This is a genomic window from Streptococcus pseudopneumoniae (genome assembly GCF_001072375.1).
Lineage (GTDB): Bacteria > Bacillota > Bacilli > Lactobacillales > Streptococcaceae > Streptococcus > Streptococcus pseudopneumoniae_L.
The window spans coordinates 1-23,571 of the sequence record NZ_JVKV01000011.1; the positions used below are offsets into that span (position 1 = coordinate 1).

Here is a 23,571-nt window from a genome sequence, read left to right on the forward strand (position 1 = left end):
TTAACAGAAAGCGTATCTAACAAATTGAAGTCTTGGAAGACAAAACCTAACTTTTCACGACGGAAGCTTGATGCTTCAGTATTTTTAATGGTAGCTGTGTCTGTTCCGTTTAGGAAAACCTGACCACGAGTTGGTTTGTCAAGCATGGCGAGAATATTGAGGAGAGTTGATTTCCCAGAACCAGACTCACCCATGATGGCAACATAGTCGCCTTTTTCTACAGTAAAATGAATATCTTTCAGGGCTTCTACTTGGTTGCCTTGGAAACGTGTTTTATAAATCTTTTGAACGTGTCTTACATCTAATAATGTCATGATAATCTCCTTTTTAATATCCCATTAATTGAAACTGAGCCTGCATTATAGCGCAACCGAGCTGAACTCGCTCGATCTCTTTTGGACTTGCTTTACTTGTTTGTTCCTTTTGTAAAATATTTTTCATAGTTTTGCTACTTTATCTTTCTGATATAAGTGTACTCTAAAAAAAGAGTTGGTTCCATAACATAACCTTACAAAAGAGGCCTTTAATCTTACATTTTTGTAAGATTGGATTATTTTTTTGATATGAACTACTATTAGTTTACCACAAAATTTTAAGCAAAAGAAAAACCCTTGATACTACAAGGGTTTAATACTTCAAATGAATGGTAATATGGTTACCAAAACCAACCTTCGTCATCATTGATAGGTTGGGCTTCTTTAATCTTGCGTGGGCCTGTTCCATACATTTCAGCTTCGATATCTTCTTTTGTTGGTAGAATCGAAGCTAGGATAATGTAGATAATAATCCCGAGTCCAAAATTTGCGATTGTAAAGATTGCAAAAAGGAAACGAACTAGGGTTACATCAAGATTCCACTTATCAGATAGACCTGCAAGAACACCTGATATCATGCGATTTCTTCTCATTTTATAAAATTTTGTATTCATAATTTATTCCTCTTTCGGATTTCTTAATCTTAGTATAGCACTAAGCTAGATTTGCTACATCAGTCCTTAGGCCGATTTAACAAGAGGAGCTTTCCACGACAGAGACCACAACGATAACGCTTGGTATCGATTTTTCGCTTTCTTTGATAGATTTGCTGACAAGTCTGACAAGTATAGACTAAGCTTGGATTTTGATTGGCACTTGATAAGGGAGGAACAAAGCGGAGACCATCGACCTCTTTTAAAAGTTGCTTAAAGGCTAAATCTTTATGCTGATAGCCCTTGCCTTCAAAGTAAAGATGGTAATGGCAGAGCTCATGACGAACAATTTTACAAAAAACCTCTATACCAAGTTCTTGATAGACTTTTGGATTAAAATCCAAATGACCATCCTTAGGGAAAAAACGTCCACCTGTCGACCGTAGACGAGTATTCCATTGAGCTTGGTGTTTGAAAGGTTTTCCAAAATCTTCTATAGAAACCTGTTTAACGTAATCAGTTAGATTCATTAGGTGCAAGAAGCGACAGATTCACTTTTTCGCGGTCAGCATCGATTTTTTTAACCCAAACGGTTACCAAATCGCCGACCGATACTACTTGACTTGGATGTTTGATAAATTTCTTACTCATGTGAGAAATATGAATGAGACCATCCTCATGGATACCGATATCAACAAAGGCACCGAAGTCAACGACGTTACGAACGACACCTTCAAGCTTCTGTCCGACTTTTAAGTCTTTTATATCTAAGACATCCTGACGAAGGACTGGAGCATCAAAGGAATCACGGAAATCACGACCTGGTTTGAGAAGGTCTGCGATAATATCTTTAAGTGTTTCTTGACCAAGGTCTAGCTCTTGAGCCATTTCTTTGATTGAAACAGATTTGAGTTTTGCTTGCGCTTCTTCATTTAGGTCTTTAATGTCCAAACGTTTGAAGAGTTCCTTGACTGCAGCATAGTTTTCTGGGTGAACTCCTGTATTGTCAAGAATATTGCTACTTTCAGGGATACGAAGGAAACCAGCAGCCTGCTCAAAGGCCTTAGCACCTAGGCGAGGGACTTTCTTGATTTGGGCGCGTGAAGTGATTTTACCTTCTTCTTCACGATACTTCACGATATTTTCTGAAATAGTTTTGTTAAGCCCTGCGACATGAGAAAGCAAGGCTGGACTAGCTGTATTGATATTGACACCGACTTGGTTCACTACTGTATCAACAACAAAGTCTAGACTTTCAGATAGTTTCTTTTGACTAACATCGTGCTGATATTGACCGACACCGATCGATTTGGGATCAATTTTAACCAATTCAGCAAGGGGATCTTGCAAACGACGAGCTATTGAAATAGCAGAACGTTTTTCAACAGTTAACTCTGGAAACTCCTGACGGGCAAGTTCACTAGCAGAGTAGACAGATGCACCGCTCTCATTAACAATGACATAGCTGACCTCTGAAAAATCCTTAAGCACTTCAGCTACAAAAGCTTCACTTTCACGACTGGCAGTACCATTACCGATAGCGATGATTTCAACACCGTATTGGCCAATCAAATCTGCCAAATCGCGCTTAGCTTCCTCAATCTGACGAGCTGAAGCTGGTTTAACTGGATAAATGACTTGTGTCGTCAACATTTTCCCAGTCGCATCAACGACCGCAAGCTTGGCACCTGTACGAAAGGCAGGGTCAAATCCAAGAACCACGCGCCCTTTAAGAGGTGCTACCAAGAGTAGATTACGCAGATTATCAGAAAATAGTTGAATGGCTCCTTCTTCTGCCTTCTCAGTTAATTCTGTTCGGATACGGCGCTCAATAGCTGGCAATACTTTTTTCTTAACAGATTGCTGAATAACTTCGTCAATATAGGCGTTCTTAACTTTGAAACGAGCAGCAAAGAAGGCAAGAATACGGTCCGTCGCATGTTCAAAACCGACCTTCAAGACACCTAGCTTCTCACCACGATTAAGGGCAAGCGTACGATAGCCCTGCATGTTTGCAACTGTTTCTGAGAAATCGTAATAAATCTGAAAAACCTGCTTTTCATCAAGAGTTTCGTCTTTCAGTTGAGAAGTGATTTTAGAATTTTCAAGGACTTCGCGATAAGCAATAGCACGAAGTGTAGGATCCTCTGAAAGCGCCTCAACCAAGATATCTACTGCCCCAGCCAAGGCTTCTTTGCCACTAGAAAAACCTTCACAGACAAATTTTTCTGCTTCAACTTCTAAATGAGGAACATTTTGTAAAATCAAGCGAGCAAGTGGGAAGAGTCCAGCTTCACGGGCAATGGTTGCCTTTGTACGACGTTTTTCCTTATAAGGAAGATAGAGTTCTTCCACATCTGCTAGTTTTTCAGCTGATAGGATAGCTTCTTCCAATTCCTTGGTCAACTTTCCTTGTTCTTGAATCTTAGCTAAGACCGCTTCCTTACGATCATTGAGGTTGGTTAGACTTTTATCAAGGTCGATAATAGCTTTGATAGCCACCTCATCTAGACTTCCGGTCATATCTTTACGATAACGAGCGATAAAGGGAATGGTCGCTCCTTCTGCTGTCAAAGACAAAACCGTATCAATTTGCTTTAAGGTTACACCCAAATCTTGGGAAATTTTTTCATATTTTTTATCCATAGAACTATTATACCATAAGGAAGAAAGCTTGTTTTCATTAATGTCACAGTTAGCTTGGTATTTGTTGAAGATTAAAATTCATTGGTCTTAACAATTTAAAATTAAACCTTTTGGCTGAAATAATAGTATAATAGAGGAAACGATAAGAATTGAGGTATGCCCAATGGCTGTTAAATTTACAAAAACTGATGACTTAGACAAGATGTTCGAAGAATTCGCTAAACTCCCTGATTTGAAGCAAGTGACATTTCCAGATGACAAAGAAAAGAAAGATAAAGCAGAAAAGAAAAAATAGATGACACTCTTTCAAAGTCTACCTTTTAGTGTGTTACAAGCTGGCGCTATCTTTTTATCAATCATCATTGAAGCCCTACCATTTGTCTTAATTGGTAGTATTATCTCAGGTGCTATTGAAGTCTATGTGACTCCTGAAAAAGTATATAGATTTCTCCCTAAAAATCGTTTGGGGAGGATCTTTTTTGGTACCTTCATAGGGTTTCTCTTTCCCTCTTGTGAGTGTGGAATTGTTCCTATCATTAATCGTTTCTTAGAGAAGAAGGTTCCAAGCTATACAGCTGTTCCCTTTCTAGTAACCGCTCCTATCATCAATCCTATCGTACTCTTTGCGACCTATTCAGCCTTTGGTAATTCATTTAAAATGGTCTTACTCCGCGCTTTAGGTTCGATTCTTGTTGCTACTATATTGGGTATCTTACTTGGATTTTTCTGGGAAGGATCGATTCAAAAGGAAAATAGGCTAGCTTGTCATGAACATGATTTTTCTCACTTGACCAAAGGTCAGAAACTTCTTCAGGTCTTTATCCAAGCTATTGATGAATTCTTTGATATGGGACGTTACTTGGTTTTTGGCTGTATTTTTGCTAGCATAGTCCAAGTCTATGTACCAACTCGGATCCTGACTTCTATCAGCGCAACACCTCTACTTGCAATCGTTCTCTTGATGGTCTTATCCTTCCTTCTATCACTTTGTAGTGAAGCGGATGCCTTTATTGGCTCTTCGTTGCTCTCTAGTTTCGGATTTGCGCCAGTCCTTGCCTTTCTGGTTATTGGACCAATGCTTGATGTCAAAAACCTACTCATGATGAAGAATTATCTTAAAACTCGCTTTATTTGGCAGTTCATGACCATTGTGACTCTTGTTGTTCTTGTCTATTCTTATCTAGTCGGGGTGATGCTATGATGCGATTTCTTATTTTGATTAGTTATTTTTTCTTAACCCTTTATCTACACCTATCTGGTAAGCTCAATCAATATCTAAACCTCCACTACTCTTATCTGACTTATATCACTATGTTTTTATCTTTGCTACTAGCCATCGTTCAAGCCTATATTTGCTTCAAGCGTTTGAAAGAACACAGTCACTTACATAAGTTTTCTGCCAAGCTTGCTAGTTTTGTCCTCCTAAGTTTACCTTTGTTAGTTGGATTTACATTTCCAACTGTCGAGCTAGATTCGCAAACAGTATCGGCAAAAGGATATTATTTTCCTCTGTCAGAAGGAACGGACAAGGCAATCCAAGCAAGCGAAGGAACGAGCAGTCAGTATCTTAAGCCGGATACCAGTAGGTTTTATTCACACACAGCTTATGTAGACACTGTCCGTAAGAGTGCTGATAAGTACTTAGCTCAATCTAGTATTGTTATCACCGATGAGAATTACTTGGAAGTCATGGAAGCTATTTATGATTATCCAAATGAATTTGAAGGCAAGGAAATCGAGTTCACAGGCTTTGTCTACAACGATCCGAATCACGCTAAAAGTCAATTTGTCTTTCGCTTTGGTATCATGCACTGTATCGCTGATTCAGGTGTTTTTGGGCTATTGACTACAGGAAATACCAATCATTACGAAAATAACACCTGGGTAAAAGTCAAAGGTAAGATTAGTAACCACTATCACAAGGAACTTAACCAAGTTCTCCCTACTATTGAAGTTCAATCTTTCGTAAAAGTCGATAAACCAGAGAATCCTTATGTTTACAAAGAATTTTAAAAAAGTAGCCTAAGTGGGCTACTTTTTATTTTCATCTCACAATATCTTTATACATGTCAGGTCTTCTATCTCTAAACAAGCCCCAGTTTAGGCGTTCATTTGCTCCTTTGTCGAGGTCATAGGTAGTCAACAAAATTGCTTCAGCTTGTCTATCTGCTTGAGTCAAGATAGCTCCTGTTTCATCGGTCATAAAGGATGAACCGTAGAAATTAAGACTAGAACTTTGGCCCCCGTTTTCCTCGCAAGGTTGTACTTCTTCCAAGCCATAACGATTGGCAGCAATAACTGGCACAATATTTGCTGCTGCATGCCCTTGCATAGTACGTTGCCAATGACCACAACTATCTGTATCCAAAATAGGCTCTGAACCGATGGCAGTTGGATAAAAGAGCAATTCTGCACCATTTAGAGCAAGGCAACGGGCTGTTTCAGGAAACCACTGATCCCAACAGATGCCAATACCAATCTTGGCATAGCGAGTATCCCAAACTTTGAAGCCTGTGTTTCCAGGAGTAAAATAGAACTTTTCTTGATAATAATGGTCATCTGGTATGTGTGTTTTTCGATAAACGCCTAGTACTTCTCCATCTGCATCAATGACAGCAATCGAATTGTATAAGACATTGCCATCTTTTTCATAGAAACTGATCGGTAAAACGACCTTTAGCTCTTTGGCAATTCCTTTGAAATGCTGAATAGCTGTATTTTCAGACACAGACTGGGCATACTGGTAGTAGTCATACTGACGTTCCTGACAGAAATAGGGACGTTCAAACAACTCGGGCAAGAGAATAATTTGTGCGCCTTGTTCTGCAGCCTGACGTACTAAACGCTCTGCGGTTTGGATATTGGTTTCCACATCCTTAGCGCATTGCATCTGAATGGCTGCAACCGTTACATTTCTCATCTTTTTCTCCTATTCTGGAATTTGTTGGGTAATACAGTGGATATTTCCACCACCTAAAAGAATATCTCTTGCAGGAATTCCGACAACATCACGGGCTGGGAAACACTGGCTCAGAATATTCAAGGCCACTTGGTCGTTAGCATCCTGAAATTGCGGCACTAATACAGACTTATTAGCAATGTAAAAATTTACATAGGAAGCTGCTAAACGTTCCCCGGCATAGCGCTCCTCTTCACCTTCTTCATAGGTAAAGCCCGGCAAATCCTCCTCTGTAACTACTTGATGAAGAGCTGGGATTGGAAGTTTATGAATAGTGAAACTCCGGCCTTTTGCATCAGTTTCCTTCTCTAAGAGAGCTAAATCAGCTGCAGACATGGCATACTGGGGATCACTTTTGTCGTCCGTCCAAGCTAAAACAAGCTCTGCAGGACCAACAAAGGCTGCAACATTATCGACGTGTTCATTTGTCTCATCTTGATAAATACCATAAGGCAACCAAATGACCTTTTCGGCACCAAGACTCTCTAGTAAGGTCTTTTCAATCTCCTCTTTAGTCAGGTGAGGATTACGACCCGGACTGAGCAAACAACTTTCAGTCACAAGTATGGTTCCTTGACCGTCACTATGAATAGCTCCGCCTTCCAGTACAAAAGGTTTGGCATCATAAACAGGTATATCTAAGACTTCTGCAAAACGACCAGCTACTTGGTCATCTGCTTCGTAGTCTTGGTAGAGACCATCAACAGCACCACCCCAGGCATTGAAAGACCAGTCTACTGCCAATTTTTCCCTTTTATCATTAAGAAGAATGGTCGGACCTGTATCACGAGCCCAGGCATCATTTGTCGGAATATCTAAATAAACAACTTGGTCTCCTAGATAGGATTGCGCTTCAGATATATAGTCCTCCTCAACCAAAAGGTAGACTGTTTCCCCCTGAGCAATAGTTTTGATAATCTGGCTAAAAGCTTTTTTTGCAGCCTTTCCTTGAAAAGGCCAAGACCCTGGTCGAGTAGGCCATATCATGAGAGTCCCATGATGGGGTTCATACTCTGCAGGCATACGATAACCTAATTTCTTTGGGCTGTCCATCATGATAATCTCTCCTTAAAGTCTTGATAGCCAAATGCTTTGACTAGACTGCACACACCCTCTTTATCCATGAGATACAAACTTGGAAGTCCAATGCCGTTAAAGGTATTATTTTTAACAAATGAGTAGATTGCCATGTCTTCAAAATAGAGGCGATCACCGATTTCAATCGGTTTTTCAAAGCTGTAGTCCCCAATGATATCACCTGTTAGACAGGTATTGGAAGAAAGTCTATAAGTATAAGGTTTTTCTTGCGCTTCAAAACCATCTCTCAATGGTGGGCGATAAGGCATTTCAAGGACATCAGGCATATGGCAGCTTGCTGAAGCGTCTAGCACTAAGGTCTCAATCCCATTTTCAACGATGTCTAAGACTTCAGTAGCTAAATAACCAGCATTAAGAGCAATCGCTTCTCCTGGTTCAATATAGACGTCAAGATTATAGGTTTCTCGAATTCGCTTAATCTCAGAAATCAGCAAGTCCACATCATAGTCGGCTCGGGTAATGTGATGTCCACCGCCCATATTGAGCCATTTGACCTCATGCAAATAAGGTCCAAACTGGTCTTCTACTGCTTTTAAAGTTGTCGCTAAATCATCTGCCCCTTGCTCACAAAGAGTGTGGAAATGAAGTCCGTCCACCAAGTCCAGCAAATCACTCGGTATCTTATCTAGAGTAACTCCAAAACGGGATCCAGGAGCACAAGGGTCATAGAGCGCGTGATCTCCCTGAGTAGAACACTGAGGATTGAGGCGTAGACCTACACTGATACCAGCCTCACGACAAATTTGACCGTATTTTCGTAGTTGTCTCTCCGAATTAAAAACAATGTGATCAGATATTTGAAGCAACTCTTCCATATCTGCTTCTTTAAAAGCAGGCGCGAAAACATGGACTTCCCCTGGGAACTCTTCTCTAGCTAACCTAGCTTCATAGAGACCACTAGCCGTTGTACCAGAAAGATACTGGCTAATCAAAGGATAGGTTTTATAGAGGGAATAAGCCTTTTGAGCCAGTAAAACCTTGCAACCTGCTTTTTCTTGAACTTCTTGTAGAATGCGACAATTCTCTTCTAGTTTTCCTAAGTCAATGATATAAGAAGGTGTTGGTACTTGTTCTAACTTCATTAGTCCACCATTTGTGGATTTTCAACCACAACCCATGGCAAGCCATATTTATTCAAAGCTTCCATGAATGGATCTGGATCCAACTCTTCAAGATTATACACTCCAGGTTGTCTCCAAGTGCCATCCATCACTAATTTTGTCCCAATCATGGCCGGAACACCCGTTGTATAAGAAATGGCTTGTGAACCAACTTCTGCGTAGCATTCCTGATGATCACAAACATTGTAGATGTAGATTGTCTTTTCAACGCCATCTTTGACACCTGTAAAGATACAGCCGATATTGGTTTTACCAACTGTGCGTGGACCAAGGCTTGCAGGATCTGGAAGCAAGGCTTTCAAGAATTGGATAGGAACAATTTCTTGTCCGTTAAAATTAATAGCATCTGTACGAAGAAGCCCGACGTTTTCCAAGCATTTCATGTGCGTTAGATAAGATTGGCCAAAAGTCATGAAGAAACGAATACGTTTAACTCCTGGGATGTTTTTAGCCAGTGATTCAATTTCTTCGTGATGAAGGAGATACATGTCTTTTTGTCCAACTTGAGGAAAATCATACTCACGTTTGATAGACATGGCTTCGACTTCTACCCATTTCCCATCTTCCCAGTAAGAACCTGGTGCAGAAACCTCACGGAGGTTGATTTCTGGGTTGAAGTTGGTCGCAAAAGGATATCCGTGGTCCCCACCATTACAGTCTAAAATGTCGATATAGTGGATTTTATCAAAGTAATGCTTGAGGGCGTATGCTGAAAAGACGCTGGTTACTCCTGGGTCAAATCCAGAACCAAGAAGAGCGGTCAAGCCTGCTTCTTTGAATTTTTCTTGGTAAGCCCATTGCCATGAATAGTCAAAATAAGCCGTAAATCCAAGCTCTTTGCAGCGTTTCTCATAAATCGCACGCCATTCTGGGTCTTCTGTATCCTCAGCCTCATAGTTGGCTGTGTCGATATAGTGGACTCCTGTCGCCAAACAAGCGTCCATAATAGTCAAATCTTGGTATGGTAAAGCTACGTTCAAAACGGCTTCTGGCTTGTAGCTTTCAATCAAGGCAATCACTTCTTCTACCTTATCAGCATCAAGAGCAGCTGTTTCAATTTTAGTACTTGTCTTGCCCTCTAATTTAGCTTTCAAGTCATCACATTTTGACTTGGTACGGCTAGCAATCATAATCTCTGTAAAGGTTTCGCTATCTTGGCAAATCTTTGAAATAGCAACTTGGGCAACGCCCCCACATCCGATAACTAATAAACGACTCATTTTTTTCCTTCCTCTTCTTCTAAAATGTCTTCTACATACTTAGGCAACATAAAGGCACCAATATGCAAGTTTGCAGTGTAGTATTCTGTGAAAAGCTGGCGTTTTTTCCAGCCTTCCTTATCAAAATCTTTGACAGGGTGATATTTTTTCGATGCAAACCCAAATAACCAATAGCCAGCAGGACTGGTTGGAATATGCGCCTGATAAACCCGACTGATTGGAAAGGCTTGATTGACCTTACGGTGCATGCTGCGGCATGCTGACTCATCTTCGTCAAAGAAAGGACTACCATGCTGATAAATCATGATTCCGTCTTCTTTCAAGGCTCTATAGCTATTGCCGTAAAATTCCTTGGTAAAGAGCCCTTCCGTATGGCCAAATGGATCTGTCGCATCGTTGATGATGATGTCGTAATCATCTTCACAGTTTCTCAAAAATCTCAGTCCATTTTGGTAGTAAATGGTAACGCGAGGATCATCAAGTCCTGCAGCAAAATCTGGGAAGTATTCTCGACAAACCTCAACCAGCATCTCATCTGGTTCCACAATATCGATTTGTTCCAATTCAGGATAAAGCGTTAATACTTGGGCAACACCACCGTCGCCACCCCCGATAACCAAGACTTTCTTTGGATTGGGATGGACAGCCATGGGAACGTGGACAGTCATTTCGTTGTATACAAAATCATCTGCATCTGAAAACAAGACATGCCCATTTAAAATCAAAATCTTTCCAAAAGCTGGTGTGTCTAAAACTTCGATATCCTGCCATTCACTTTTACCAGCGTAGAGTTGTTTGGCTGTTCTCAGGGATAATTTCACATCTGGAGTATGAACTTCAGAAAACCATAAATCCATTTAGTTCTCCTTTCTCTCAATAACATTGATGTGATTGACCTCTGGATCTTCCGTTCCTTGGAGGGAACAACCACGTTCTTTGGCAAATTGGATATAATCAACAATTTCTCGTGTAATCCGTTCACCTGGCGCTAGGATTGGAATACCTGGAGGATAGCACATGACGAATTCACCACAGACCTGGCCAACAGACTCGTCCAGGGTTAAACTTCTTCTCTCTGAGTAGAAGGCTTCCTGAGGAGAAAGCACTAACTCAGGCTGGATATATTCTCCAGCAATCAAGTCTTTCCCATCTCTCGAGTAGAGTCTCTTGATATCAGCTAGAGCACCGACCAAGCGTTCAATGTCTTGGATACGGTCACCAATCGAAATGTAGGCCAAGATATTCCCAATATCGCCAAACTCAATCTGAATGTCATATTCATCCCGTAAGAGATCATAAACTTCAATACCTGTTAGACCGATTCCCTGAGTGTAGACTGACAACTTAGTCACATCAAAATCACAGACAGACACACCGTCTACTAGCTCTTTTGAGTAGGCATAGTAGCCACCGATAGCATTGATTTCACGACGAGCGTACTCGGATAGCTCAATGACTTTTTCAAAGGACTCTTTACCACGAAGGGCTAAGTTTCGACGTGAAACATCAAGACTCGACATCAGCAAGTAAGATGCTGATGTTGACTGGGTGAGATTAATGATCTGGCGGACATACTCAGGGTTCATCTGATTACCAACGAGAAGGAGCGAACTTTGAGTCAAGCTGCCACCAGACTTATGCATGGATACAGCTGACATATCTGCTCCTGCATCCATAGCAGATAGAGGAAGTTTATCTGTAAAATGCAGATGGGCACCGTGCGCCTCATCTACTAAGACTTTCATTCCTGCAGCGTGAGCCATCTCTGTTAGCCCCTTAAGGTCTGAACAAATTCCATAGTAGGTTGGATTGTTTATTAGGATAGCCTTGGCATCTGGATGTTCCTGAATAGCTTGTGCTACACGCTCATTTTCAAGCCCCAAAGCAATACCGATTTTTGGATCCACACTCATTTCGATATAGATGGGAATAGCGCCACATAAAACTAGAGCATTGATGGCTGATTTATGGACATTTCGAGGGAGGATGATCTTATCTCCCGCTTTACAAGTGGAGAGAATCATGGTTTGTACTGATGATGTTGTTCCACCGATCATTAAAAAGGCATGAGCTGCACCAAAAGCTTCTGCAGCTAGTTCCTCAGCTTCTCTGATAATTGAAATAGGATGTCCCAGATTATCCAAAGGCTTCATAGAGTTAACATCTATACCTACACATTTTTCCCCTAACAATTCGACCAACTCTGGGTTACCACGGCCACGCTTGTGACCAGGTACATCAAACGGTACAATTCTTTTCTTTCGTAACTTGACCAGTCCCTCATAAATAGGGGCTTGGTTTTGATTTAACATTATAGAGACATACTCCTTTACCATAGTTTTACACCTTAACAATGTAAGGTGCTAAAGGATTCTTATGAAAAAAGAGCAGGTTGGCACCTGCTCTACAATCTACTGACGTTTTTATGTTTGTTTCTTTTGAGTATGTCTGTTCCTGATGTTTCCTAACTCTCTAGTAGCAAATATTACGTACTTTATTGATCGTTTCACAAGATGACGTGTGCTTTCACCACACTAACAAATCTATACGAATTAGGACAAGTGTCCTAACATCAACTTATAAAAGTAGGCTTTTAACCCTATCAATAATGTGGCTTTTCAACCACGCTTCGGCATTCAACCCTGCCTGTCCGTAGGCATTTTTTACTCGGGTTTATATTTGCTAGAAAACATCATCTCATTTTCTAAGCTTCATTACTATATCATGTTTTCGTATTCTTGTAAAGTATTTTTAGAAACTTTTTTAAATAAATTCATTTTTTCGTTCGTGAAATTTATTTAACTTAAAAATGGAAATCGTTTTAAATTTAAATCAAAAAACAAAAAAAGAAACTAAATAGATTAGTTTCTTTAATGAATCATAAGCATAATCAACTATTCAAAATCCTATCTAGTCATCTCGTGCTACTTGAACAGCTAGCTCAAAATCAGTCATCAAATAATTTTCGTCTAGGCGGATGAGACTATAATATTCATTCCAAAATAGAGAGTCACTGTTGCTGGACCACTTTAATCCATACCACAATTGAGTGACATCACTTGTATGTGATGGGGGAATTGACCATAGATGCTTTTTAAAAGTTTCTTGAACAAGAGAAACATCCAGTCGAGTAGTCAAGTCAAGTTCATCTAATTTGAGTGTGATAGAATGTTTTTTAGCTGCCTCAATACTTTCCTTGTTAAATCGAACCTGAATAATCTTAGAATCTTCTAAAGCCACATTCTGGTCCTCAGCACCGTATAAGGAAATACTGCCCAGTACTATGCCATCTTTTGCCAGGAGATAGGGGGCGTAAGGAACAGCATTGCTATCAAGTCTGAATCCTTTTTCGATAGTGACTGTTTTATTACCTGCATACTTTTGGAAATTGCCATCTGCCAGGAGGTCTTCGTAGTCGCTAGCACCATCACCTTGTCTTACATAGATATCAAATCCAGCTTCCGTCAGATCACTTGCTTTTGTTTCTGCTAACGTGATTTTACTTTCATTAATTTTCAAAATCGGTGCTTGAGGTGGGAAACCAATCGTGAGATGAAACATGACTCCTACTAGAAAGACCATCAAGGTTATAAGGAGGGCAAGTAATGACTTTCCAGTCCTTTTTCTTGCATTGAAAAGAGCCATTATAGCTGGGAGGAGGATCATTTTGGCTAAAATAGAATTCCCAACACCACCTCTATTTAAAGTCTGAAAAGCAAACATCCCTGCGATTGCAATCAGGGACAGGTAGACCAAAATCTCGCCTAGACCCAGTTTTTCTGTTCGAGTTTGTTGATTTACAGGAGTTTCGTACAATGACTGCCCATTCTCTTTCCTCTTTTTTAGAAAGAGATAAAAGCCTAGACCGAGTAGCAGATTAAAGATTGCAAAAACTATTAAAGTACCTATAATCACCGTTCTACCCATGGTTCTTTACTCCTTTATGTTCTCTCTCAAATCTTATCTTTCTCTTTAATTCCCAATTCCCAACTAATAAAACTAGTAAGAAGAAGGGGCCGCCTTCTATGACCACAATAGGCATAGCCAAAATAGCAATCATCAAAAAACTAGCTTTCTTTTGACGCCAACTACCGCCCCATTCTCCGTTTATCAGTCCACCCAAATAGTCGATGTAGTCAGTAAACCAAGTAAATAAAGGTGGGTGAAAATCACTTATCCTTAGGTAAATGAAGAGGGCTGAATTTAAAAGGATGTAGAGAATTCCAAGAACTAGAATAATCTTTTGACTAGTTCGAGTAGCCTCTAGAACAATTTTTTCTCTCTTCTCTGGCTTTATTTTTTTTAGACTTGCATTCTTACAAGAGAGTTTTTCAAATCTATAGACCAGAAATCGGTAGAGATAATACTTCTTTATATCATGCTTCATAAAAACCTTATTCTAGGTGGAGAAATCAATCGAAAATCATCTTCTAAACTTCTAATTTTAAGGAATTACCTTCTAGAAAGACAGCTTTTGACTCAGTGATTTTGATTTTTTGATCTTCTGAAAAGCCAATGGTTTCACCGTCCTTTATGGTGACATCACTGCCTAAAACATACTGAAGAATAGACAGGAGGAAATAATATAAGTCATCGCTATTCATAGGAGACTCGATAATTTCAATCTCAGTTTTTCCAAACTCTTTCAAACCATAAGTGTAAATACTAGTTTTATCTCCCTGGTTGATAATTCCCATATAAATCCAGAGTTGAAGGGGAAGCATTTCTTCTTTCAAAAGGTCAGCCAGGTCTAGATAAAGATCTTTTGGCAAGAGCAAGGTGGTAGAACCCTGATAAATACCAATAGCTGATTGACTAGTTTTTAGGATAGAGGCATTGACTTTAGTTAATAGGGAATAGGTTTCTACTGGCGAAAGATTGTCAGACAAAATAGAAACAATAGCATGCTGTGTGTGCTCCTGTGTATCCTTCTCAACATCCTGCCAGAGGTAAGAATAGGCATACAATTTTTCAAATTCTTGACTTGGGATAGGCAAATCCAATAAAGCCAGCGCAACGAGAGCACCATCAATCACAAAGGTTGCACTAGAATCATCCCCAGAAACTTCAGAAATTTCAAGCCCCCAGTGAGATTTCAATTCCTGAACAACCTGGTCTAAAGAATAGGCTTGCTGGCCTTTGAAGAGAGGCATGGACAAGTTCAGTTGTTTTTTCTTCTCTGACTTTTCTTTCTTACTAGTAAATAGATTTTTTAAAAAATTCACAGGACTTCTCCTTTTTCTCATATCCGTTGGAAAGCAAAGCTCTCTTACTCAAAGTAAGTCGCCATACCAAGTTTCCTCATCCTCAAAACCGTAAAATTTCTCATCAAGTAGCCAATTTCCATCCACCAATCTAAGTACAAACTGATGCTTCATTTCTAAAGCTTCTTGATAATGAGTGATGACTCTTGCTTCTTCAGCTTTTGTCATGATAAAATCTATAGAAAAATCATTCGTTTTAACATAGTTATACTCACTTGGGGAGCTATAAGAAATTCGAACTCCTCCTTCCAAGTAATTTTGAGTCACTCGTCCAGTTAGAAGTTGCATTTGCCTCTGAAAATAGTCATCCATAAGTTCATTCCACTTTGGATGAATTTGATTTGCTGGGATGCCAAGGCCTTCTTTTTCCTTATCCAGTGCTCTGTTACGCTCAAAAATTTCCTCTTCTAACAAGGTTAAACTTTTGAGTAAATCAAGCAAGGGTGGGATGATTATTTGCACCATAGCTCGATAGTTTTCAGGGGTATTTTTATAGTTCACTCTCATGATTACTCTCTTAACTCTCCTAGATTAATTGCTCTAATTCTATTTCTGAAAGAAATCCTTCCTTGTAGAGTTTTCTCAGTAAGTCTTCATCAACTGTAATTTCATAATAGTCAGTCACAAACTCATGAAATCTCTCAAAGTTATCAAAAAGGTAAGAAAGCAACCATTCTCCACCATCCTGATCTTGGTAAGTCTGTTGATGCGCGTGACCGTCATACCAGATAAAGAAGGTTGTTTCATCTTTTTGTTCTTCTGAATAAAGTGAGACATACTTTTCATCCAGTCCTTTATAAAAACTATCGATGATATCTTGATTCCACTCATCAGCAGCAAACTGGCTTAAACTACTTTCATGATCAAAGCCTTTTATAAGGATCATTTTATCAGTCAAAATCACATCTAAAGAATCACCAGAGCCATTGTCAATAAGATATCGGACTCCATAGCCTTCCTCAGTCTTAATCACGAGTCTGAGCCAATCCTCACTCGGATCTGTTAGATACTCATCAATGACCAGCAAGGCATCTAAGCGAGTCTTTATCTTGTCCCAATCAATTTTTCTCATCTCTAAAAACCTCCATCTTATTCTTGCAATTTATCAAGATCACAAGCCCTATAACGAGCTGTTAGATAGCCTGAAAAGCTAATCTGAGGGATATTCCACTCATTAGGCAAATAAATCGAACAATCTACCTGATCACCTAGAGGGGATCTTGCTGAGAAGACATATCTTCCCAAATCCTCATTATTAGGATTTCTTTCAACTTGACCCAATCTGCTAGCATTGAACCAGTCTTTAAACAGTAACCAGATTTGCTCGGCATCTTCGTTTAATAGGGAGACTTTCAAGTTGTAGCTGATTCCGACCCTACATCTTTTTTTGAATCCTGACTCATCAGCCTTACAAACTTTTATTGATCCCTTATCATACTGCCAGTTATCACTATCTAATAGGGGAAATTGAACAGATAGATTGTCTTTAAATCCCTGCATAGTATCAAATAAATCTTTGGAGGCAGCTTCGAATAATTCTAGTTCTTCCATAGTCTTCTCTTTAATTTTCATAGCTAATCACATTCCGGTTTAATCTGCATCAACCCAGATCTGGTATTTTTGACAATGTAGACATCTAAACAAATAACCACAGATAGGCCCGTCTTTGACCAAGTAGTCTTCTACCTCTTGATATTCTTCACGCGCTTCATAGTCTGCCAAGACTTGCTCAGCGATTCCCATATCTTTCAATTCTCGAGTTCCAACTGTACCTAAGTAAGCGCAGTAATCTTGACAGCAAGATAACCAATATTCACCCTGCCAACTAGAGTAGCCTGGGGTCTGACAAAAAAGCAGCTGATTCTTTTCTGGATCCAATTCACCCTGCCAGTCGGCATCTTGGATAAATTCCGCATCAAATTTTTTAGCTGCTTGACCGTTTGCAATGCACATTGGGCAAAGGTATTCTATATCTTCGATACTATAAGGTATAAGAGCATAATAAACATTGCTTTCTTTCCCACAAGATGGACAAAGCTTGGCTTCTCCTTCAACAAATGAACCTGTAGCCAAGGGATCTGGATGATAGATAAAATGTGGTAAATCTTTTAACAAGTCCTGTCTTTGCTTCTTCTCTTCTTTTGTTAGGGGACGATGAAGGGCAAAACGATCGCCATGACTCTGACTCATTTCTTGTAAACATCTCAGTTTCTTTATCTGTTTTCGATCAGGTTTGTCTAAGATTTCGGTAAATAAGCTATAGGCACTAGTGTAGAGACCCAATTGTTCATAGAGGTCAACTAAGACTTTCTTCGCTTCTAAATCATCTGACTCAGCTAATTCATCAGCAAAATCATAAAGAGCTGCAACACTTGAAGGATGCCCATCTTGGTCTAAGTATTGTTTTTTTAATGTAATGTATTTTTCTAGAAATGGATTCATGGGACTACCTTCCTAATGGATGACATAAAATCTTAACAAATAGTAACTAGGACATTTCCATTAAGCTCCAAAATCTTTTTGTAAAACTCTTTCATTTTGACAAAGCAGGTTAAAATGTCATCCTTGATTTCTTCCTCTTCCTCAAGATAATCCCAAATATTAGGATACAAGTCGGCCTTCTTACAGGCTTCCATACTAAAGTCAGTCATAGCGATGTCCATGTCAAAACTTTCTAAAGCTTCTACAATCTCGGCTATCTTGTTTTTTTCAGTATAGGCGATATATTCAGATACATCCTCTAGAGGAGTCACCCCTAAAACAGCTTCTCTCAAGGGATTGTCATCCAAAAATTCTGAACTACTAAATCCTGTCATTACAAAAACTAAGACATCCCACATTTTGTCGATATCCAGAAAAATTTCATATTCTTCTGCATAATCTTCCGCTAGGTTAAGCAAGTCTTCTTTCTCATTAGAAAGTAGCTTTATTTGTTTTAATTTATCGTCCGACAAATATTGATAATTGGCAATCATTCCCATGATTTTACTCCTTTGAATCAGTTAGTATCATACGGATGTTTTTAGCTCTATTTCCCTAGAAAATGCTATAATGGAGCTAAGAAATTGTTTTATTGTAGGTTAAATAGGGGAAATAGTCATGTTCACTAGTATTGTTTTGGGCTTTTATGCTCTTTTCTTTCTATCCTTATCCTTTACCATCTATCTCTATATCAGACTCGTAGTTGCAGTCAGACAAGGGAAAGATGTCCCAAAATGGATCTATAAACTCGGCCATGCCATTCAAGGTAGAATTCACGTTGACTATGAAGAAATTACTGATGCTAATGCCCTTAAAGAGATTCATTGGTTCTTGCTGATCTATTTAATCGTAAATCTACTCACATTGGCTGGATTCTACTATCATGGCAATAGCTTCCCGCAAGCAGTTTATGAATGTTTGAAAAAACAATTTTTCATCGTACTTGTTAGTATGATTTTAAAAAGTCTTGGAAAATTTGTTGTACTAGCTATAAGAAAAAACTTTCATAACAGTCATGTCTATGCATCAACCAATGCTTTTATCGGTACAGTTTTTTTAACGAGTTATGTTTTTATGTTTTGCACGATGATGAGTGGCCTTCCAGCTCAACCTGTTCCAGTAACCATTCAAGATACCACTGTCATTATCGGGGAGACCCAGGCTTCCGAGCTTTTAGAGCATGGATTCACCTTCGAAGATAAAGGTGCAGATAGTCCAATCACCAACCCCAAAAATGACCACTTCTACTACGGTCAGCTTCTTGAAGTCAAGCGGGATGAACAATCCTATGGCTTTATGAGCCTTACTCCTACGGGAAGAGATACTGATCAACTCAAAAACTGTGTCGTCACCTACTACAGAACACCTAAGGATAACAAACAACTAGAAGAAATTTCCATCAATCATGTCAAGCTAGCCAATCTAAAACTCCAAGACTTTCAAACACGAAAATTAATCGATATCTTTGAAGTCAATCCTGCTGATTATAATGTCTCTGATACCGATGCCAACTTTATCCTAACCATCCAAACAGCAGATTACGACCTATGGAAAAGATACCGGATTGAATCCAAGTTCAATTCAGATGGTTCCCTAGATAGCTATGGTGTTAGAGCCCAACACAGCATGTGGGAATGATTAACCATTACCCCCTTTATTACATAAGCATTAAACTGAAAAAATATCGTCGACAAGTTTATAGGTTTCGATGAATCTAAGGCCATAGGAACCTTTATCTCTTGTGATTTCTTCATAAATATCTTCTAAATTTTGGGCAGGTGCTAGCATCCAAAGACTAAAAGGTCTAAGTTTCACCTGTCCAATTTTTTCAATATTTTCTAATAATTGCCCTAAATCTTTGTGATTGAACCAGCAGTCTGTAACGAGAGCAAACTTTGTATTGTCCATCTTACAGGAGATTTGACTGGTCAAAAAATCATCGATGGTGGGCTTTTTTGTTTGTAAGAGGCGCGTGCAAGCCAGATGGTACTCAAGCTTTCTAGGACTCTGATCAACCAGAGATACAAAGACAAGACCATACTCATCTTGGAACTTAACAGCAAGGAGATCCCCTTCTTCAAAATAGGGTTTGCGTTTAGTTTTGGCTTTAGGGACCTTTAGAGGCCTAGGATTTTTAGTTTGCAGCTGGAGAGCAAGTTTATCCAAGACCTTTTGCCTTTGCTTCAAAGCCTTTGGATCTATTTCCATCCAAAATGGATTAGCCCCTTTTTTGATAAGCTCTAAGGTTTTATCTCTGATATCGTCTGTCAGGTGACCAATCTTCCACAGTGAATAGGCAAGAGCAGTCCAATATATTTCTGTAAAAAAGTCAGTTTGGCAGTAATCTTTCTCCGCACCGAGGATATCCTTGATAATATTGGCCACATGATCACCGTCTCTATAGCGACCAACTACCTCATTGTAAATGTCATACCCTTGATCACTGTCAATGATTTTAACGCCATCAATAGCCATTCTCAACTCCTAATGTTCAATCGACATCTTATTGATAATACTCAAAACTTATTTAATCTTATGCTTGTTCATTTTCTCTTGGAAAATATCTGTAAGAATTTGTCGCAATTCTTGAGCTTCCTTTTCAGGAAGTTGGCCTTCTTGTTCAGCTACGGCATACAACTCTGGATACTCGAGCGAGATTCTCTTAACAGTACGTGTAATGGCATGTTTTCTAACAAAAAATGGAATCCGTTTAATCATATCTTGAGGAATTAAGGCGATAATCTTATCGGCAGTTTCCTTATCGTTCAGCTTAGAGAAAGTTAGGCCCTTTTTAATCATCTCTTGTTCTTTTTCTGTAAAATCTTTGATATCCATTGTGTCTCCTTATAACTATTTTATTTACTACTAGTATACTATTTTTTTAATTGGTCGAATGAAAAATCTCTATAAATCCTCTCTTGCCCAAGAACGGAATCTGTTGTAACAGGTAGTTTTTTCAGCAACTCTTGGATATCAATATCTTTGGGAAGAGGATTAAATTCTCCCAGACTATTTTCCTGAAGATGTGCTGCAAAGATAAACTCTCCCTTTTCCCAATCCATAGCACAATCATTGATAACATCTACTGGAGTCAGGTCCAACAGTTCTTGCTCTTGCGCTATAAAAGTCTCGTAGATCAACTCAAAAATAGCTTCTTTATCAATTTTTACAACTCTTAATGTATATTCATCCATGCTTGCTGTCCTCTAATCATTTCAATTTAACTATCATTCGGTTGGTAACTTCTTACCCTACTCTTTAGGCAAATCATCCTATTTTTAGAGTTGAACCCACTTATCATTATCCATAATAAAGGGCTTCGCTAGACCTTCTCCTGTATAGTTTTCGTATTTTGTATCTAGGTATTTGTAGCAATCCTCCTTGGTTGCAAATTTGATGGCTTGATAAGGCTCTTCAAAGGTCAGTTTTTCGACAAAGAGATAACCGTCCTCGCTTGGCACAAGTATTCCGACATGACCAATAAAGAGCGATTGACCATCCAAGTCATCATGGACTACTACAGAGAGCATTCTTGCATTTTCATTAAACTTGAATTGAGAAAGGAATTGTTCCATCTTTGCAGCATGAACATTGACATCTGTCGTTGCCTCGGTCTTGACTCTTGAAAATAAAGTATCAAAAGCATCCTTGTCTTCCGCACCAAAAACTTTTCCCTTATCAATGGCATCATTATCGACAAACAAAAGGGAATCATCTTTCTCTAACTTCGGAATTTCGATAGAATTTTTCAATAAACAATAACTGTTAATACGACAGTTGGTACCAACAAAATCACCTTTCTTCGGTGCCCAAAGATTGCTTATCTTTTCAACATCATAGTCTGTTTTGGTAAATGTAGAAAAATCTCCAGTTAAGCCTGCTGAACCGACAGTTTCATTGTAATCATTGACAAGATTGACAAATGCATCCACACTGTCTTTATCCAAATACGCAGCCAAGGCTTTCCGAACTTCTTCTGCACTTGGTTGACTGTTCATATTGGTATAGCTAGCCTTCCAAGAAACTTGAGCAGACTGTGTTTGAGTTACTGAAGTTTCAGTAGTTCCATCACTCGACTTTTGAGCTTGATTACAAGCCACTAAGGTCAAAAGAAGTGTTGAGCAAAGGACAATTTTTATCAGTCGATTGTTTTTTTTCATCAATTTATCTTTCTAAATATGTTTGGAGTTGCAAGCACTTTTGGCGAGCAACTATTTTAGCAGATTTTAGATAAAGTTAAGGTCATACAGGATCTTGCATCAATCTATTTTCACTCATTTCTATGGTCTTCCATATAGGTCTTTTTTGTGGGTTCTAATACTGTAGCATTAGTTAACATTTCATCTCGCAGGGTCTTAGAGTAAACTGCCGAATTTTCAGTGATCTTGCGACAGTGGTCATATCCTTGCCAAATGTGAAATGTGGCATGAGGATACTTTTTTGGAAGAACTTTTTTAGCAGCTATCAAGTCGAATTCTTTTGAACCATAAAAGAAAACACAGCTTTTTTGTTCCTCTGGCGTAAGATTAGGCAAAGCCACAAATGCACAATCACGGGAAATATGTCTGATACTTTCTTCATCCATAGCAATGAAAGAATCCGCCATCATCTCTCCTTTTTCTCCATAAAGTGCAACCATCTTATGAACAGCTATATTTCTATTTCGCAAGGCTTTTCTATGCTTTATTAACAATAAATACCTAGTAAAGACATCAAGCAAGGGCGCATTTGTCCATAAACTAACCCCTTCAAAAACAAGTTTCTCAAACTTGATGTCCTTGTAATTCAACAATTGCAGTAACACAACTCCACCCAAGGATGCGCCAAAGGCTAAACGCAAGTATTTTATATGATGATCCATTAGATAATCGTAGATCATCTGACTTTCCTTAAGAGCTGACTCGTAAGTATCCGAAGTTGATCGCCCATGCGCGGACAAATCCGGAATAATATATCTAAACCCTTGCCCCATCCGATCTGCAATGAGGGACTTCATCCCTTGAGCAGAAGATAACATAGGGTGGATTAACAATATCGTCTCTTTCTGATTAGAATTAAGATCAAGAATGTTCATTATCTATCACCAGATTTCTTTCATTTTTAGCCCTTATCCTTAAAGAACTTATACCATCCATTTATGATTTATTCAGATAAATGCTTCAATTATAATACCTTCACTTGAACCCCTTGCTTGTCGAACGTTTTTTTGACATGTTCAAAATTACTGCTTATGATTGTCGCTTGCTTCAGATTTGGAAACTGTTGCAGTTCTTTAAGACTAACTTCATTTAGATCGAAACCATCATCTTCACCGTCCCATTGAGGAATCAAATTCAGATAAATTTCATTTCCGCCATCCATGTAGATTTCTTGGACTTGTTCGGCATATTTCTTAGGTATAGGAAGATTCATCATATATTCAAGGGCCGGCTGAATAATCTCCATACTTTCTGTATCGATGTTCAACTCACTGGATTCCTCTGCAAAGTCAAAAATATTAAAAACAGGTTTCAAAACCTCTAAATCATACATCAGAACTTGGATAATAGTTAGTTTAAAATTTATATTGTCAAAGTGTAGCAATTCTTCGTCAGTTTCTTTTAACTTGTAGCTTTCCCGTTCATGTTTGATCTCTGGAAAATAGGAAATAGAAAGTGTGTCTGTGATGGTCTCTGGAATTCCATTAAAATTTCTTCCATAAGTAGTCCATAAAATAAGGTTAAAATCCCCTACTCTATGCCTATCAGAAAAGAAATAAGGAGATTTTCCATCTGATAATACCACAGCTTGACATGGTTGCTTTGGCAATTCTTTCTCTCCAGTCATAGATTTTACAATATCGCCATAGTAAAGGAAAACAGTAGAAATCAAATGT

28 protein-coding genes are annotated in these 23,571 nt (G+C 38.9%); 4 read left to right on the forward strand and 24 right to left on the reverse strand.

Annotated features, from left to right (window positions below; genetic code table 11):
* From ADH31_RS00725 to ADH31_RS00740, 4 genes are all read right to left on the reverse strand, one after another.
* The coding region (locus tag ADH31_RS00725) for an ATP-binding cassette domain-containing protein (protein ID WP_049508300.1) at positions 1-314 on the reverse strand (314 nt) is incomplete at its 3' end.
* A gap of 341 nt (positions 315-655) precedes the next feature.
* Entirely contained in the window at positions 656-928 is a 273-nt protein-coding gene (locus ADH31_RS00730; RefSeq protein ID WP_049503317.1) for a PspC domain-containing protein, read from the reverse strand.
* 59 nt (positions 929-987) lie between these two features.
* Positions 988-1,437, reverse strand: a complete 450-nt coding sequence (locus ADH31_RS00735) for a SprT family protein (RefSeq protein WP_049508302.1) — start codon at positions 1,435-1,437, stop codon at positions 988-990.
* Positions 1,424-3,553, reverse strand: coding sequence for a Tex family protein (locus ADH31_RS00740; RefSeq protein WP_049508304.1), 2,130 nt, complete (start codon positions 3,551-3,553; stop codon positions 1,424-1,426). Before ADH31_RS00740 ends, ADH31_RS00735 begins: the two co-directional genes overlap by 14 nt.
* Positions 3,554-3,716: 163 nt before the next feature.
* On the opposite strand from ADH31_RS00740, the gene ADH31_RS10290 reads away from it, so the two are divergent.
* From ADH31_RS10290 to ADH31_RS00755, 3 genes are read left to right on the forward strand one after another with little or no spacing between them, the layout of a single operon-like run.
* Positions 3,717-3,848, forward strand: a complete 132-nt coding sequence (locus ADH31_RS10290) for an SPJ_0845 family protein (protein WP_000268695.1) — start codon at positions 3,717-3,719, stop codon at positions 3,846-3,848.
* Positions 3,849-4,754, forward strand: coding sequence for a permease (locus ADH31_RS00750; protein ID WP_049508306.1), 906 nt, complete (start codon positions 3,849-3,851; stop codon positions 4,752-4,754).
* Positions 4,751-5,566, forward strand: a complete 816-nt coding sequence (locus tag ADH31_RS00755) for a TIGR03943 family putative permease subunit (protein WP_049508308.1) — start codon at positions 4,751-4,753, stop codon at positions 5,564-5,566. Before ADH31_RS00750 ends, ADH31_RS00755 begins: the two co-directional genes overlap by 4 nt.
* A gap of 31 nt (positions 5,567-5,597) precedes the next feature.
* On the opposite strand, the gene aguB is transcribed toward ADH31_RS00755, so the two are convergent.
* The 14 genes from aguB to ADH31_RS00825 all read right to left on the reverse strand — a co-directional run bounded on the left by aguB (position 5,598) and on the right by ADH31_RS00825 (position 18,196).
* Positions 5,598-6,473 (reverse strand): N-carbamoylputrescine amidase, encoded by an 876-nt coding sequence (gene aguB, locus ADH31_RS00760; protein WP_049508310.1) that lies wholly within the window; start codon positions 6,471-6,473, stop codon positions 5,598-5,600.
* Positions 6,474-6,482: 9 nt separating this feature from the next.
* Entirely contained in the window at positions 6,483-7,568 is a 1,086-nt protein-coding gene (gene aguA, locus ADH31_RS00765) for an agmatine deiminase (RefSeq protein WP_049508312.1), read from the reverse strand.
* Entirely contained in the window at positions 7,565-8,692 is a 1,128-nt protein-coding gene (nspC, locus tag ADH31_RS00770; protein WP_049508314.1) for a carboxynorspermidine decarboxylase, read from the reverse strand. The genes aguA and nspC overlap by 4 nt, the downstream gene beginning before the upstream one ends.
* Complete coding sequence (locus tag ADH31_RS00775) at positions 8,692-9,951, reverse strand: saccharopine dehydrogenase family protein (RefSeq protein ID WP_049508316.1); 1,260 nt, start codon at positions 9,949-9,951, stop codon at positions 8,692-8,694. The genes nspC and ADH31_RS00775 overlap by 1 nt, the downstream gene beginning before the upstream one ends.
* Positions 9,948-10,808: a polyamine aminopropyltransferase gene (gene speE, locus ADH31_RS00780; protein ID WP_049504668.1), complete on the reverse strand. Its 861-nt coding sequence runs from the start codon at positions 10,806-10,808 to the stop codon at positions 9,948-9,950. The genes ADH31_RS00775 and speE overlap by 4 nt, the downstream gene beginning before the upstream one ends.
* The gene (locus ADH31_RS00785; RefSeq protein WP_049508318.1) at positions 10,809-12,263 is read right to left on the reverse strand and encodes an aminotransferase class I/II-fold pyridoxal phosphate-dependent enzyme; all 1,455 of its coding nucleotides are present in this window, start codon (positions 12,261-12,263) and stop codon (positions 10,809-10,811) included.
* A 598-nt stretch (positions 12,264-12,861) separates the two neighbouring features.
* Positions 12,862-13,878 (reverse strand): hypothetical protein, encoded by a 1,017-nt coding sequence (locus ADH31_RS00790; RefSeq protein WP_049508320.1) that lies wholly within the window; start codon positions 13,876-13,878, stop codon positions 12,862-12,864.
* Positions 13,871-14,338 (reverse strand): hypothetical protein, encoded by a 468-nt coding sequence (locus ADH31_RS00795; protein WP_049508322.1) that lies wholly within the window; start codon positions 14,336-14,338, stop codon positions 13,871-13,873. The genes ADH31_RS00790 and ADH31_RS00795 overlap by 8 nt, the downstream gene beginning before the upstream one ends.
* A gap of 43 nt (positions 14,339-14,381) precedes the next feature.
* The gene (locus ADH31_RS00800) at positions 14,382-15,176 is read right to left on the reverse strand and encodes a DUF4261 domain-containing protein (protein WP_080980044.1); all 795 of its coding nucleotides are present in this window, start codon (positions 15,174-15,176) and stop codon (positions 14,382-14,384) included.
* Positions 15,177-15,224: 48 nt separating this feature from the next.
* On the reverse strand, positions 15,225-15,722 hold the full coding sequence (locus ADH31_RS00805; RefSeq protein WP_049508324.1) for a hypothetical protein: 498 nt from the start codon (positions 15,720-15,722) through the stop codon (positions 15,225-15,227).
* Between the two features lie 19 nt (positions 15,723-15,741).
* A complete protein-coding gene (locus tag ADH31_RS00810) occupies positions 15,742-16,287 on the reverse strand; it encodes a hypothetical protein (RefSeq protein ID WP_049508326.1) in 546 nt (181 codons plus the stop codon).
* A 17-nt stretch (positions 16,288-16,304) separates the two neighbouring features.
* Positions 16,305-16,787 carry a hypothetical protein gene (locus ADH31_RS00815; protein ID WP_193389763.1) on the reverse strand — a complete coding sequence of 161 codons (483 nt, stop codon included), beginning with the start codon at positions 16,785-16,787 and terminating at the stop codon, positions 16,305-16,307.
* A gap of 18 nt (positions 16,788-16,805) precedes the next feature.
* Positions 16,806-17,657 (reverse strand): CbrC family protein, encoded by an 852-nt coding sequence (locus ADH31_RS00820; protein ID WP_049508329.1) that lies wholly within the window; start codon positions 17,655-17,657, stop codon positions 16,806-16,808.
* Between the two features lie 32 nt (positions 17,658-17,689).
* Positions 17,690-18,196 carry a YfbM family protein gene (locus ADH31_RS00825; RefSeq protein WP_049508331.1) on the reverse strand — a complete coding sequence of 169 codons (507 nt, stop codon included), beginning with the start codon at positions 18,194-18,196 and terminating at the stop codon, positions 17,690-17,692.
* A 118-nt stretch (positions 18,197-18,314) separates the two neighbouring features.
* Between ADH31_RS00825 and ADH31_RS00830 the strand changes: the two genes are divergently transcribed.
* A complete protein-coding gene (locus ADH31_RS00830) occupies positions 18,315-19,334 on the forward strand; it encodes a hypothetical protein (RefSeq protein ID WP_049508333.1) in 1,020 nt (339 codons plus the stop codon).
* 30 nt (positions 19,335-19,364) lie between these two features.
* On the opposite strand, the gene ADH31_RS00835 is transcribed toward ADH31_RS00830, so the two are convergent.
* From ADH31_RS00835 to ADH31_RS00860, 6 genes are all read right to left on the reverse strand, one after another.
* Positions 19,365-20,171: a hypothetical protein gene (locus ADH31_RS00835; protein ID WP_049508334.1), complete on the reverse strand. Its 807-nt coding sequence runs from the start codon at positions 20,169-20,171 to the stop codon at positions 19,365-19,367.
* Between the two features lie 48 nt (positions 20,172-20,219).
* Entirely contained in the window at positions 20,220-20,531 is a 312-nt protein-coding gene (locus ADH31_RS00840) for a hypothetical protein (protein ID WP_000351658.1), read from the reverse strand.
* A gap of 38 nt (positions 20,532-20,569) precedes the next feature.
* A complete protein-coding gene (locus ADH31_RS00845) occupies positions 20,570-20,890 on the reverse strand; it encodes a hypothetical protein (protein ID WP_049508336.1) in 321 nt (106 codons plus the stop codon).
* Positions 20,891-20,974: 84 nt separating this feature from the next.
* A complete protein-coding gene (locus ADH31_RS00850; protein WP_049508338.1) occupies positions 20,975-21,856 on the reverse strand; it encodes a DUF4300 family protein in 882 nt (293 codons plus the stop codon).
* A 110-nt stretch (positions 21,857-21,966) separates the two neighbouring features.
* Complete coding sequence (locus ADH31_RS00855; RefSeq protein WP_049508340.1) at positions 21,967-22,770, reverse strand: alpha/beta fold hydrolase; 804 nt, start codon at positions 22,768-22,770, stop codon at positions 21,967-21,969.
* A gap of 89 nt (positions 22,771-22,859) precedes the next feature.
* Positions 22,860-23,571 (reverse strand): DUF6892 domain-containing protein (locus tag ADH31_RS00860; RefSeq protein WP_239682027.1); only part of this gene is annotated, 712 nt, incomplete at its 5' end.